Raw genomic sequence first — 14,022 nt, forward strand, 5'->3', positions numbered from 1 at the left:
AAATTAGGGAGTGGTTTTTTGTGTTGTTAAAATTTGTGTCCAATTGGTTGATGCAAAAGAAAAGGACTCCCAGTAACTCGGGAATCCTTTTTTAGATCAGTTTTATGTGATTTCAACGTCTTAATCTTGAAATGGTTTTTTCGGGCTACCTCTCCCTAAGTTAATTATAGCATATAAAAAATGGTAAAAATAGACTATTTATTGTTATTTACTGCTGATAAAATACAATAGAATTTTAATTTGTTTTGTTAAGAGGGATAAGTATATCAAAGAAACCAAATTCAATGGTTAGGGGAGATCTAGCATGAGTCCTTTGGTTCTCGGTTTTCAGGAAATGGAAAAAACAGAGCTATTGCTCGTTGGCGGGAAAGGGTTAAATTTAGGGGAATTATCAAAAATTCAAGAAATACAAGTTCCTGAAGGGTTTTGTGTGACAACAGAAGGGTACCAAAAAGCCATTGAACAAAACAAAACCTTTCAAGCTTTGCTGGATGAGCTGACAAAGCTAAAAGCCGAGGATCGAGATCAAATTGGTGAAATCAGCAAACAGATTCGACAAATCATTATGGAAGCAGAGATTCCTTCAGATGTTGTGAATGCCTTTGCTGATTATCTCTCTCGGTTTGGAGATGAACATGCTTATTCCGTTCGTTCCAGTGCGACCGCTGAAGATCTGCCATATGCCTCTTTTGCTGGCCAGCAAGACACCTATTTGAATATCATCGGAAAAGAAGCAATCCTGCAGCATATCAGCAAATGCTGGGCATCCTTATTTACAGATCGGGCGGTCATCTACCGTATTCAGAATGGATTTGACCACAGACAGGTTTATCTATCCGTTATCGTTCAAAGGATGGTTTTCCCTAAAGCTTCAGGAGTTCTATTTACCGCTGATCCGATGACCTCTAACCGAAAGCTGCTATCCATCGATGCCAGTTTTGGTCTTGGAGAAGCACTGGTCTCCGGCTTGGTCTCTCCCGATTGTTATAAGGTACAGGATGGGGAGATCGTCGATAAAAGGATAGCGGCCAAAAAGTTGGCCATCTATGGACGAAAAGAAGGCGGAACGGAGACTCAGATGATCGATCCTGATCAGCAAAAGACTCAAACACTTACTGACCAACAGATTTTACAGCTGGAACGCGTGGGAAGACAGATCGAAGCTTATTTTGGCAGCCCGCAAGATATCGAATGGTGCCTGGCTGATGATACCTTCTACATCGTTCAAAGCCGACCCATTACGACGTTATACCCTATTCCAGAAGCGGATGATCATGAAAATCACGTCTATATCTCTGTCGGCCATCAGCAAATGATGACCGATGCCATCAAACCATTGGGACTGTCGTTTTTCCTGTTAGTTACTCCAGCCCCGATGCGAAGAGCTGGCGGAAGATTATTTGTTGATGCGACACAGCGCTTGGCTTCACCTGGAAGTCGGAACGGTCTGCTACAGGCCATGGGCCAGCACGATCCGTTGATGAAGGACGCACTGATGACCGTCATCGAGCGAGAACATTTTATAAAATTAATACCAGATGACGAAAGTGCACAAGGTCAAAAGAACCCTGGTAAACCTGCCGCTGTTCCAGCACCAAACGAAGGCGATCCGACCATCGTTACGGAGTTGATCCAGAAAAGCCAAGCATCGATTGAAGAGTTAAAACACAACATCCAAGCCAAATCGGGATCGGATTTAATGGATTTTATTCAGGAAGATATCCAGGAATTAAAAAAGATCTTATTTGACCCACAAAGTACAGCTGTTTTTATGGCAGCTTTCGAGGCTTCAGCTTGGCTCAATAATCACATCGAACAGTGGCTGGGTGAAAAAAATGCAGCTGACACGCTATCTCAATCTGTACCAAACAATATTACTTCGGAAATGGGTTTGGCATTAATGGATGTCGCCGATGTGATTCGTCCTTATCCAGAAGTCATTGAGTATCTGCAACAGGTAAAAGATGAACATTTTTTGGATGAACTTGTCCAGTTTGAAGGAGGACAACAAACCCGGGACGCCCTCCATCATTATCTCAACAAATACGGAATGAGATGTGCCGGAGAGATCGATATTACGAGAAGCCGTTGGAGCGAGAAACCAACAACACTTGTCCCCTTGATCCTCAATAACATCAAAAACTTTGAACCGAATGCCAGTCATCAAAGATTTGAGCAAGGGCGACAGGAAGCCTTGAAAAAAGAACAGGAGTTAATAGATCGATTGAAGCAATTGCCGGATGGTAAACAAAAAGCCAAAGAGACAAAACGAATGATTCGCATCATCCGGAATTTCATTGGTTATCGTGAATATCCAAAATACGGCATGGTCAATCGCTATTTTGTATATAAGCAGGCGTTACTGAAAGAAGCCGAACAACTCGTCCAAGACAATGTGATTCATGAAAAAGAAGATATCTACTATCTCACGTTTGAAGAACTTGCCGATGTTGTACGCACAAATAAACTGGATGAACAGATCATCAGCAAACGAAAAGACGAGTACAAATTATATGAAAAACTAACTCCCCCTCGTGTGATCACGTCTGATGGTGAGATTATTACAGGTAAGTACAAACGAGAAAATATTCCAGCAAAAGCGATTGCAGGTCTGCCTGTTTCTTCTGGAGTGATAGAGGGGCGGGCACGTGTCATCTTAAACATGGAAGATGCTGATCTGGAAGAGGGAGATATATTGGTCACTTCCTTTACTGACCCTAGCTGGACACCATTGTTTGTATCCTTAAAAGGTCTGGTTACCGAGGTTGGTGGACTGATGACCCATGGAGCAGTTATCGCACGTGAATATGGCTTACCAGCAGTTGTCGGGGTGGAAAATGCTACCGAACTGATAAGAGACGGGCAGCAAATTCGCGTGCATGGGACAGAAGGATACATTGAAATATTATAATGGAATGACCATTAGGATGAAGAGGTAAGTCTGAAAAGCCGCCAAAATTTGATTTGGCGGCTTTTCATGATTACAGCAACATAAGGTTTTTTGCTTTTACTGTTATTTATTCAATTCAACCGTTTCATTCACATCTGCCGATTCAGCATCTTGTCCTGTTATTCGTTTAAACATAAACGCGATTCTCTTCGTAAAACTACCAGTTTCCCAATATTCGGCTGCTTCCGTTTTTATTTTTATCAAGACAATGTTGGGATCATCATAAGTTGTTTGCATAATTTTGTCATAGGCGAATCCCCACAATTCCTTTTTCTTTTCTAAATCCTCAACGATTTCCGCTCTTCCTCGTATGGAAACATAGGATTTACCTGCATAAGCCACATTAACTTCTTGATTGTGTGTAATTTCCTCGTATTTATTTGTTTCTTTTTTCGTGAAAAACCATAAGTCGCCATCAAACTCTACTTCTTGGGTTTTCATTGGACGAGAAACAAGCCCTTCTTCCGTTACCGTGGTCAGCATGGCTGTGTCTATGTCTTTGATTAACTCTCTTACTGTTTCCAGTTCTTTTTGATTCATCGTGTTAGACATTTCCCTCACCTCGTAAAAGTTTAATAGTGGTATATTACCCTTTACACCAACTTTTACTCTGGTATGGCCTAAACGAAAACTTGTATTTGAAATCAATTCATATGATCGTTACTCAGGAATTTTCCGCGCCGTAACAGCCAGCCTGTTCCAGGAGTTGATTACGACGATCTGCATAATGATTTCGGACAGTTGCTTTTCATCAAAATATTGTGCAGCGTCATTGTAGACATCATCAGGAACATGTGACTCTGCGACGAGGGTTACAGCTTCTGTCAAAGCAAGAACCGCCCGTTCTTCCGGGGTAAAATAAGGGGTTTCACGCCAAGCGTTTAATGCGTAAATTCGCTGTTCGGTTTCCCCTAATTCACGCGCTTCCTTTGTATGCATATTTAGGCAGAATGCGCAGCCGTTAATTTGTGATGCTCGGATTTTGATCAGTTCCTTTAGCTTTTTATCAATGCTCGTGCGGTCTACATATTTCTCAACTGCAAGCATCGCTTGTAATGCCCCAGGCTCCACGTCTTCCATTCGAATTCTTTCTTTCATTTTTATTCCCTCCATAAGCTTTTTTGTCTGACACCTACAAGACGAAACAGCCAAATGGTTTGTGACAAAAATAAAAAAGGGGCTGTCCTGAAAGTCGAAAATTGACCTTCAGCAGCTCCTTTTTGGCTTGAAAATCTTCAATGAAAAGTTGATTGAAGTGGAAGGTGCGAGACTCCTCGAAAATGAACTTCACATTTTCTTCGTGCGATATAACGCTGCCGAAGCTTTCCTTGTCCTGCGGGACTAGCGTGGCAGGTGAGACTCCCGCAGGCGCTAGCGCCAAGAGGCTCACCGCACGCCCCGCGGAAAGCGAGCACCCTGGAACGGAAATTAACAGCTTACAGACTTCTTGGACAGCCCCTTCTTAGTAACCAAAAAAGGGTAATCACTTATTCGTGTTTCTTCTTTGGAGTTTATAAATAATGAAGCAATCCTTTATCAGGTACTGCTCCATAGGGTTCTTTTATGCTTAAATCTATATCACTCTCTGCTTTATCCGAGCAACAATCGGTATAACAATAATACCAGCCACAACAACCTGCAAGAAGTTCCCCGGAATAGACCCAAAAGGCTGAACCCAGTTATGATAAAGGATTACTTCTGCAAAGTAGTATCCAATAATCTTGATCACAAGGGCCGCGACGACGGCCAGGGTGTTAACCAGAACTTTGTTGCCGGGTACTTTTTCGGATATGAGGCCGGCTGCATATCCCATTGCTCCTGCGATAACGAAGGTAAACGGTGCCCACACCGTCCACGGGGAGAGGAGGTCAAATAAACCCATTCCGACTGCGCCTGCAATGGCACCTGTTTTTCTGCCGAAAACAAATGCCGCTACAAATAGAGGAACGTTACCCAGATGAATTAATCCTCCGTTACCCATGATCGGAAGTTTGAAGTTAATGTACGTTGCCACAAAAGTCAATCCGATGAAAAGGGCATTGATGACTAATGCTCTTGTTTTTGTGGATGCTATCGATGATGATGTTGTATTCACATAATTACCTCTTTCATTTATATTTCAGCCTAGCAGCTTTTTTATTCGTTATGGTGTGAAATCTCCCACTCATCTATTATAGCCACCTCTCACGCTTAAGAAAATAGTAAAATGCAATAACCCTTAAGCCTGATAAAAAGGACAAGTACCATAGATAGTATATTTTGGGTTTTCCAGAAGGAGAGGGTTAAGCTGTCACAGCTGCTGCCTTTAATGCTTGAGCGGGCGGGTGTTCTCTTGATGGTGGCTTTTTTGCTTTCCAGATTGTCACTCCGGCAAATCGTTAAGTTGCCGGGAGAATAGGCGTAGCGAATTCCACACTGCGTTACTGGAAACAGGAAGGGTATATTTCCTCAGCCAGGGGAGAAGAGAACAACTATCGGTATTAGAACCGCTAACCAATGCAGGTACCCCAACTCAAAGCGTAATAGAAACATTATACTATCCAGATGCGATCGATTTACTGGATCTGGACGAACCCATTCCTGGCCGATCCGATCAGAGTGTTAAATTCTCGTCCGCGTGGGGACTTCACCTTTGGCAGGATCAACCGATTAAAAATCATGAGACGGTTTTTGGAAGAAGCCACCGGAACAGAAGCCAAGCCGCCACTAATTGTTTGGCGGTTTTTTCTTGCGGAATCCTGTGTTTTAAGTGCAAAGAGAAAAGGAATGGAAATAAACAGTGAAAAAAGACTAATCGTTGGATAGGAGGCAATATCTATGAGCTTGATTAAAGGAAAATTGGGTCTGGGTACGGCGCCACTTGGAAATATGTTCAGGGAGGTTCCAGAGGAAGAAGCGCGGAAAACGATTGAAACCGCCTGGGATCTAGGAATCCGTTATTTTGATACGGCCGCGTTTTACGGAGCGGGATTAGCGGAACTGCGTCTGGGAGAAGTTTTATCCAAATACAATCGCGATGACTATTTCTTATCAACGAAAGTGGGCAGGGTGATTGAAGATGAAACAGAGGAAAAGGAAGGGATGTTTGAGCATGGCCGCAAAAATAAAATAACCACGGATTACAGTGAAGATGCGACCCTGCGATCGGTCGAGCAAAGCCTGGAGCGGCTAAAAACGGATCGTCTGGACTTTGTATATGTGCACGATGTTTCGCCCGATTTTCTCGGTGACGAATGGGTAACACAGTTTGATATTGCACGAAAAGGGGCGTTCCGTGTGCTGTCCCGCCTTCGTGACGAAGGAGTGATTAAATCATGGGGTCTGGGAGTCAATCGGACAGAACCAATCGAACTTGCCATTGAACTGGAAGAAACACGCCCGGACATCAGCCTGCAAGCGACCCATTATACGCTATTGAACCATGAGCATGCGTTGCTTAAGTTAATGCCAAGAGCTACGGAGAAAAATGTAAACATTGTCGTCGGCGCTCCGTTCAATTCGGGAGTATTGGTTGGAGGGAATCATTTCGATTATGGAGATGTTCCCGATGAAATTGCTTCAAAAGCGAACCAGATCAAACAGATTGCTGAAAAGCATCAGGTGAGTATTAAAGCTGCTGCACTTCAATTCTCCATGGCCCATCCCGCAGTAGCTGCTGTCATTCCCGGCTCTACTCGGGTGGAACATGTGAAAGAGGATGTAGCTGCCTCCAGGGAAGAGATTCCTTCTGACTTCTGGAAGGAACTAAAAGAACAGAATCTTGTGTCTCCAAATGCCCCACTTCCGATTGATTAAACGAGAAACGTACACATAATAAAAAGCTTCTCCCAGGTTAAAAAGGAGAAGCTTTTTTCTATTAATTCTCCACTTTCTCTCCAAAAGCCTCTGGTATCATCGTAAAGCCTTCGATAACCGTATCTTCTTCCACTTCAATCATGAGGTAGCGTTTTCCGCTGAGATGAACTTGTTTGACGTATCGCAGATCCTGAGGGCTGATGGAGATGTTGGCGACTTTGGTGTTAATTTTAATGGATTTTGAATTATACTTCGGAACGACGCTGGTTGCTTTAATCTCGTACTTGTCATCATCTATTACATTTTTGAAGGCTAATTCTACCTTTTCCGTGTTGATGTCTTCAAGGCCGCTCATCTTGAGCACCCGTTCAACGTCCTTGGTGTCCAATTTTGGTTGTTCTTCCTCTTCATTTTCTTCAATCATACGGTGAATTTCTTCATACACATTGGAGAGAGTGGATGTATTTAATTGATCACTGGTTACGTTTTTAATAATTTCTTCAAAAACGGCTTTATCATCCTTTGCTGTCATCATTTCTTCAGCATTTAACACTTGCTCTATGAATGAATAATCAGGCTCATGGACTTTCCCTGCCGAATACAGAATGTGGTTCACATCGGCCGCATTATCAGTGAAACAAGGAAACAGGAATCCTGCAATTGGTGCATTCAGGTTGATGATGGGATCAAGCACAAAGTTGTATTTGAACTCTTTTTCCACATAGTCAAACAGCAGTTCCTTTTTAGGGTCTTGCGTATTGTTAATACTGCAAAGAATAAAGGGATGAGAGTAAACGGTATCGTGTCCATTTTCCTCAGAATCAGCACCACGGCGTTTCGTCGGTTTGAAGTATTCTCCTTTAATGAAGGTAATCACGATATCCATCTCGTATAGCCGATCCTGCAGCATTTTGCCTACCATTTTGAGCATTCGCTCTTTCCAGTCCTCGGTATCACTGCTGAGCAAACCTTGATGGAGGATGAGCTGGCTGCTGTTCTCAGCATTACGTTGAAACTTTAATTCAAAGAGCTTCTCATCCAGGTTGCCGGCAAGTAATTTTTTAAAATTGTTCAGAAACAGCTCTTGTTGTTCAGAATCTAGCAATTCAAAAGGCTGGCTCTGGTGATGATAAATGTCACTCGATTCTTTCGTTATATACACATTAAAGATGGTGGAGATGTTAAGTGAAGCATTTTCTTTTTTAAATTGTTTTCGCAGCTGTGCGATATCTTTTTTGTTCATAGTTTAATACACTCCTAAGTTGCCCTGATTTGTAAATTTGAAGGTAGAAAGGGCTCTCCACCTTGAACGTGAAGCAGCATTTATTTTAACATAAATTGTTTATACTTAGGCGAAGTTAAGGGTGATGGGGTTTTTTCTGCAGAGGAGTGGACAAGTGGCTCTTTTATGGATCTTGTATCGCTGGGCAATATGCAAGTTTGTCAAAAAATCTTCATATTTAACGAAATGATATACTTAGATAGGTATATCTCATCATAATAAAAACGCTTAAGTTTTTCGTATCGCTGGGCGATATAACTTACGAATGTAACCTGCATACTAAACTATTAAATAGAAAAGGAGGCCCGATATGCGACGTGATATACAACCGAATGAACGAGCTTTCTCCTCCAAGGAAGTCGCGGAAGCAGTGGGGATAGCAACTCCAACAGTTCGAAAGTACGGACAAGTCTTAGAGCGGAATGGGTATGAGTTTTTGAAAGATGGCGATCGCCGTATTTTCGTTCAATCTGACATCGAAGCGCTTATAGCGCTGCGCGATACGCCCAACTCCCTGGACGATACAGCAAAAGAACTTGTGGATTTGCAACAAGAGAGATTAAAAGAATCTAATGAAACAGAGATTGCAATAAGCGATACATATGAAACGTTACCCCATGACCCGAATCAACTAAAAGAAGCCTTAATGATTTTATTCAAGGAACTCGCGGCCACCCGTGAAATGAATGGCCAACTGACCAACGATATGTCCCAGCTTAAAACAATCGTTTCCCGACTCCAGCAAGATCATCATATTATCAGTTCTACCATTGGAAATTCAGCACAAAAAACGAACGCCAAAATTCAAAAATTAACGGAACAGCAAACGATTCATTACGAAACGTTGCTGCAGCAAGAAAAACAAAAAGGTGAACAATTACAACGAGAGATACAAATTATGCGGGACGAACAGAAAAGAGAATGGAGTTCACAAAACGATTTTAATCAACGGTTAGAAGAAGCGATACAACAACGTAAAGGAAGATGGGAAAAGCTTTTCTCCATATTTCGAAAATAAGGGGCAGAAAGGTTTCATATCGCAGGGCGATATAACATGAGATTGCGATCGATTTTGCTAGAGACCATGTGTATCAAAAAATACCATTCAGAATTCACGATTTTCAAAAATCAGCTATTTCCCGAGAAATATCTACAAATTCTGAGTAGATATCGACAAAGTCAAAAGCCAAGACGCCAAGGAATATTATAAAATCCAAAAAAAGATGAACTCTGTTAAATCCAGAGATCATCTCTTTTAAACTGACTGTGTATTTTTACATGTCTTTTCCTTTAAACACTCGAGTCGGGTACCATCTTGGATTTGAGCTTCATGTTTACAAACAATATACTAATAACGATAAATAAAAGGCCGACTACTAAATTCAGGGTAATATTTTCATGTAACAAGAAAGAACTGCAAAGGATGGCGATGAGCGGGATCAGGAAAGTGAATGATCCGACTTTGCTCGCTTCGCCTGAACCGACGAGTGTAAAGAATGCCAGCCAGCCAAAGGCAATGACAAAGGTAGAGATGAATAATAAGTTTGCTATAAATGGCATTTCCCACTGGATATTTGACCAGCTCTCAAATTTGGAGCCTACACTTAATAAGAAGAGCCCACCCATAATAAGCTGTACGGTAACCATCCAGATCGAATCAACACGATCACCTGTTTTTTTAACATAAACCGTGCCCAATCCCCAGCCTACTGCAGAGCCAAGAGCCAGGATAATACCAACAGCTGAAATACCACCTGTAAATCCGCTTGCACTTATAATTGCAACACCTGTGAAGCCAAGGAGTAATCCAATCATTTTTAATCTATACATCGATTCCCCAAGCCAAATCCAACAGAAAATCCCGAGCAGCACCGGCTCGATGAATACAATGGCAGAAAACAATCCTGCTGGTGCATAACCAAGACCTACCGTTTGAAGACCATAAAAAAGGATGATGTTAAAAAAAGCCGAAATAAAATAAAAATGCCATGTTTCTTTAAAACGAAGCCTTTTATATCTTGGAAGGGCAAAAATAAGTAAAATAAGGCCGCCTAAAATCGTTCTAATTCCGGCAAATAATAATGGGGGAGTATAGCTAAGTGCGATCTTGGATAATGGCCAATTGACACCCCACATAATCACAAGAAATGTAAGCAGTAAGACTGTATGTGTTCGCGAAAGTTGTTTCATCATTGTGCCTCCTTGACATACGTACCTAAGCAATGATACGCCTTTAAAAATTAATATAACAAGTTAAATGCTCTGCCCTCGTTTAAATAGACATAAGTTTTCGTTTCGTCTTTTGTAGCGGGAGAACATGTGTATCCCTTTCATTAATAGCACGCTTAATTTCTCCTAATAGATTGTTTTGTTTTTGATAAGCAGTTGCTTGTCTTCAACGTTTAGCTGTAGTTTTACTATAGTAGAAAATGCTGATTTATGTATTGCTCCAAAAAGAGCTGAAGTAAAAAAAGACTATCCTGGTCTTTTGATATTACTTCAGTTAGGGCATTTACATCCAATGTATCGGACGATGTACCAAAGCCAACAAAAGACCCAAGTGGAATTCATTGAAGATCTGTTTTATTTAAACAAAATGCATGCTTGATAAAATGGAAGTTGAGGCGGTTGAGAACCTCGATCAAAAACAAGCGTCATCTTTAATAGAATTTCTCAAGAAATGGGCGGAACGGCCTTTTTTGTGGTTTGTATCACTGAGCGATATACGAATCCATCAAAAAACCTTATATTTAAGAGAAAAGGAGGTCCGATATGCGAAATGATATACAACCAAATGAACGAGCTTTCTCTTCCAAGGAAGTGGCAGAAGAAGTGGCGATTGCAACACCCACTGTTCGAAAGTATGGCCAAATCTTAGAGCGAAATGGATATGAGTTTTTAAAAGATGGCGATCGGCGTATCTTTGTTCAATCCGATATCGAAGCGCTTATAGCGTTACGTGATACGGACAAGGCCCTGGACGATACAGCTAAAGACCTTGTGTATCAACAAAAAGAAAGAGTAGAAGGATCCAATGAAACAGAAATTGCGATACCCGATACATATGACAATTTACCCCACGATTCCAAACAATTGAAAGAGATCTTAATGTTTTTGGCTAATGAACTCGCAGCCACACGTGAAATGAATGTCCAATTGACAAACGATATGTCACAGCTTAAAACAACCGTTTCCCGGCTCCAGCAAGATCATCATGTTATAAGTTCTAGTATTGGAAATTCAGCGCAAAAGACTAATGCTAAAATTGAAAAATTAACTGAACAACAAAAACACAATTACGAAACATTGCTGCAACAAGAAAAACAAAAAAGTGAACTCTTACAAAAAGAAATACAAAATATGCGGGACGAACAGAAACAAGAATGGCGTTCACAAAATGATTTTAATAAACGTTTAGAAGAAGCTGTACAAAAACCAAAAGGAAAATGGGAGAGGCTTTTCGCCATATTCCTAAAATAAGGTGGTACAAGAAAACGAGAGCTCAATTGAAATTTATTGGAGATTTGTTTAAGCGATATGCAACTGTGGTGGTTGAGAACCTCATTCAAAATAAGAGTCATCCTTAATGAGCTGCTTTAGAAAGAGGTTGATCGTCTCTTTTTTTGTTTCGTATCGCATGGCGATATAAGTTACGAGCAGACGAGCATTCTCTCCCAAGGAAATGGGCAGAAGAAGTGGGGAAGCAAAACCCACTATTCGGAAGTATGGCCAAATCTTAGAACGGAATGGATATGTGTTTTTAAAAGATGGCGATCGATTTATCTTTGTTCAATCTGACATCGGAGCGCTTATAGCGCTGCCCGATATGGACAAGCCCCTAGACGATACAGGTAAAGAACTTATGTATCAACAAACACCATTCGGATTCACCATTTTTCAAATTTCAACAATTTCCCGAGAAATATCTACAAATTCTAAGTAGATATCGACAAAATTAGAAGCCCACCTATATGGAACTTATATCATTATTTTTCTTTTTTCGATACTAAGCTACCGAAAGCTTTTGTAATATGATTTTACTTCTTATTTATTGTACAAATCCCTTATCGCTCTCATTATGCTCGCGGTATTGGCTGCGGGGTAAATTAATATTATATAGGGCCGGCTGTTTTTAACTGACCCGGCGCTTTTCTCATATAAAAAACCCGGAGTCCTAATTAGGAATTCTGGGTTTTTGTGGCTGTTATTTAGTGATATCAGACAAAATTTCATAGGAACGCAGGCGTTTTTGATGATCATAAACTTGAGCGATCGCCATGATTTCATCGGCTTGGCTCATGTCTAAAAATTTCTGCAGCTTCTCCTTACCGTGTCAGGATTTCCGATGATGGAAGAACCTAACTGATGCTGAAGCGCCTGTATTTGATCATCACTCCATTGACCGTGAAGGTCTTCGACAGGCGGCTGAAGCGGTACTTCATCCTTCATACGAAGGGGAGTAGTCCTGTTCATCTGCGTTTCTCAGGCTTCCTTGACGACGGCCTTTTTCAACGCCACTTTGTTTTTTTCCTCGGCTTGACCAACGCGTTTGACAAAGAAGGATAGCAGTAAACCGATGATCCCGATCCCGACGATGACAAGATAGGCGTCATTAATTCCTTGAATAGAAGCTTCCATGATCATATGCTGTTGAGTTTCTCCTTTTGTAACTCCTGATGCCATCATCTCTGTAAAATGGCTCTTGGTACGGTTGGTCATGACAGTCACAAGCAGCGAAGTTCCGATGGCACCGGCCACTTGCTTAATGGTGTTGGATATCGCCGTACCATGGGCATGAAGCCTTGCCGGCAATTGATTCAATCCTGCAGTCTGGATTGGCATTAAAAGCAAAGCCATTCCGATCCGGCGTCCGGTAGACATGAGAACCAAATACGTATAGCTGGTCGAGTCCGTCAAGTCAATAAAGCCGATGGTAGTGATAATCGTAATCACCATTCCGATGATGGAAAGCCATTTTGCCCCAAAACGGTCGAACAGTTTTCCGGTAACGGGCATCAAAAAGCCCATTACTAGTGCGCCGGGAAGCAGAAGCAAGCCGGACTCAAGGGCGGTAAAGCCGCGGGCACTCTGAAGATATAAAGGAAGCAGCATCATGTCTGCATACATGATCATCGTTATCGCGATATTGATGATCGTCGTTAAGGAAAACATATTGTACTTGAAGGCGCCGAGATCCAGCAGCGGATCCTGTGACACCAGCTGCTTCCATGTAAACAAAGCAAGGGCAAGGATGCCGGCGATAAGAGTGACAATCACCTCTGTGCTCGACCATCCCTCGCTGCCGGCACGGCTGAAGCTGTATAGCAGGGCGCCGAATCCGATAGTGGAAAGAATGACACTGTTGACATCCACTTTGCTGAAAATTCGCTCGGAAACATTTTTCAGATAAATAAAACCTAAGACAATAACAAGAACAGCAAGCGGAATCATGCCGTAAAACATCGTTTCCCAAGCATAGTTCTCAAGAATATAGCCGGCAAGAGTAGGGCCGATCGCAGGGGCGAAGATGATGGCGAACCCGACCATACCCATGGCTGATCCCCTTTTCTCGGCAGGGAAGATGGTTAACACGACATTCATGAGCAGCGGCATAATAATTCCGGCACCTGCTGCCTGGATCATGCGCCCGGTCAACAGGGCAGGGAAGTTGGTGGCGGCTGCTGATACGATCGTTCCCGCAAGAAAGATGATCATCGAAGCCTGAAAAAGCTGGCGTGTCGTAAACCTTTGAATCAAATAGGCGGTAATTGGAATCAGAACACCGTTAACCAACATATAGCCTGTCGTCAGCCACTGGGCCGTTGCAGCCGAAATGTCGAAATCACCCATTAATTTCGGAGTTGCAACGCTCATGATCGTTTGATTCAAGATCGCAAGAAAGGCACCCAAGATCAAGATGAACAAGATTGGCCCCTTTTTTATAGAACTGTTGTTTATTTCCGTACTTGTACTCACTCGCTCCATCCTCTCAATT

The 14,022-nt window shown here is 42.0% G+C and carries 12 protein-coding genes and 1 pseudogene; 6 read left to right on the top strand and 7 right to left on the bottom strand.

Annotation, left to right across the window (positions count from 1 at the left end):
- Positions 1–304: 304 nt before the first annotated feature.
- The gene (ppsA, locus tag LCY76_RS01585; RefSeq protein WP_248251167.1) at positions 305–2,911 is read left to right on the top strand and encodes a phosphoenolpyruvate synthase; all 2,607 of its coding nucleotides are present in this window, start codon (positions 305–307) and stop codon (positions 2,909–2,911) included.
- Between the two features lie 102 nt (positions 2,912–3,013).
- Here the strand turns inward: ppsA and LCY76_RS01590 are convergent, their stop codons facing one another.
- From LCY76_RS01590 to LCY76_RS01600, 3 genes are all read right to left on the bottom strand, one after another.
- On the bottom strand, positions 3,014–3,502 hold the full coding sequence (locus tag LCY76_RS01590) for a pyridoxamine 5'-phosphate oxidase family protein (protein WP_091010462.1): 489 nt from the start codon (positions 3,500–3,502) through the stop codon (positions 3,014–3,016).
- Positions 3,503–3,610: 108 nt separating this feature from the next.
- On the bottom strand, positions 3,611–4,048 hold the full coding sequence (locus LCY76_RS01595) for a carboxymuconolactone decarboxylase family protein (RefSeq protein ID WP_091010461.1): 438 nt from the start codon (positions 4,046–4,048) through the stop codon (positions 3,611–3,613).
- Between the two features lie 475 nt (positions 4,049–4,523).
- Positions 4,524–5,045, bottom strand: coding sequence for an ECF transporter S component (locus LCY76_RS01600; RefSeq protein ID WP_248251168.1), 522 nt, complete (start codon positions 5,043–5,045; stop codon positions 4,524–4,526).
- Positions 5,046–5,365: 320 nt separating this feature from the next.
- Between LCY76_RS01600 and LCY76_RS24100 the strand changes: the two genes are divergently transcribed.
- From LCY76_RS24100 to LCY76_RS01610, 3 genes and pseudogenes are all read left to right on the top strand, one after another.
- Complete coding sequence (locus LCY76_RS24100) at positions 5,366–5,434, top strand: MerR family transcriptional regulator (protein ID WP_419714969.1); 69 nt, start codon at positions 5,366–5,368, stop codon at positions 5,432–5,434.
- A pseudogene (locus LCY76_RS01605) lies at positions 5,416–5,668 on the top strand (FAD-binding oxidoreductase); the annotation flags it as partial. The gene LCY76_RS24100 and the pseudogene LCY76_RS01605, both read left to right, overlap by 19 nt.
- 99 nt (positions 5,669–5,767) lie before the next feature.
- Positions 5,768–6,745 (top strand): aldo/keto reductase, encoded by a 978-nt coding sequence (locus LCY76_RS01610; RefSeq protein WP_248251169.1) that lies wholly within the window; start codon positions 5,768–5,770, stop codon positions 6,743–6,745.
- 61 nt (positions 6,746–6,806) lie between these two features.
- Here the strand turns inward: LCY76_RS01610 and LCY76_RS01615 are convergent, their stop codons facing one another.
- A complete protein-coding gene (locus LCY76_RS01615) occupies positions 6,807–7,988 on the bottom strand; it encodes a DUF4317 domain-containing protein (protein WP_248251170.1) in 1,182 nt (393 codons plus the stop codon).
- Positions 7,989–8,337: 349 nt separating this feature from the next.
- Between LCY76_RS01615 and LCY76_RS01620 the strand changes: the two genes are divergently transcribed.
- Positions 8,338–9,045 (top strand): hypothetical protein, encoded by a 708-nt coding sequence (locus LCY76_RS01620; protein WP_248251171.1) that lies wholly within the window; start codon positions 8,338–8,340, stop codon positions 9,043–9,045.
- 272 nt (positions 9,046–9,317) lie between these two features.
- Here the strand turns inward: LCY76_RS01620 and LCY76_RS01625 are convergent, their stop codons facing one another.
- The gene (locus LCY76_RS01625) at positions 9,318–10,217 is read right to left on the bottom strand and encodes a DMT family transporter (protein ID WP_248251172.1); all 900 of its coding nucleotides are present in this window, start codon (positions 10,215–10,217) and stop codon (positions 9,318–9,320) included.
- 582 nt (positions 10,218–10,799) lie between these two features.
- Here LCY76_RS01625 and LCY76_RS01630 point away from each other — a divergent pair.
- The gene (locus LCY76_RS01630) at positions 10,800–11,507 is read left to right on the top strand and encodes a hypothetical protein (protein WP_248251173.1); all 708 of its coding nucleotides are present in this window, start codon (positions 10,800–10,802) and stop codon (positions 11,505–11,507) included.
- Positions 11,508–12,329: 822 nt separating this feature from the next.
- On the opposite strand, the gene LCY76_RS01635 is transcribed toward LCY76_RS01630, so the two are convergent.
- Together LCY76_RS01635 and LCY76_RS01640 are read right to left on the bottom strand one after the other, a co-directional pair.
- On the bottom strand, positions 12,330–12,500 hold the full coding sequence (locus tag LCY76_RS01635; RefSeq protein ID WP_248251174.1) for a hypothetical protein: 171 nt from the start codon (positions 12,498–12,500) through the stop codon (positions 12,330–12,332).
- Positions 12,501–12,509: 9 nt separating this feature from the next.
- The gene (locus tag LCY76_RS01640; protein WP_419714915.1) at positions 12,510–14,012 is read right to left on the bottom strand and encodes a DHA2 family efflux MFS transporter permease subunit; all 1,503 of its coding nucleotides are present in this window, start codon (positions 14,010–14,012) and stop codon (positions 12,510–12,512) included.
- Between the last annotated feature and the right edge of the window lie 10 nt (positions 14,013–14,022).

Source organism: Fictibacillus marinisediminis (assembly GCF_023149135.1).
Lineage (GTDB): Bacteria > Bacillota > Bacilli > Bacillales > Fictibacillaceae > Fictibacillus_C > Fictibacillus_C marinisediminis.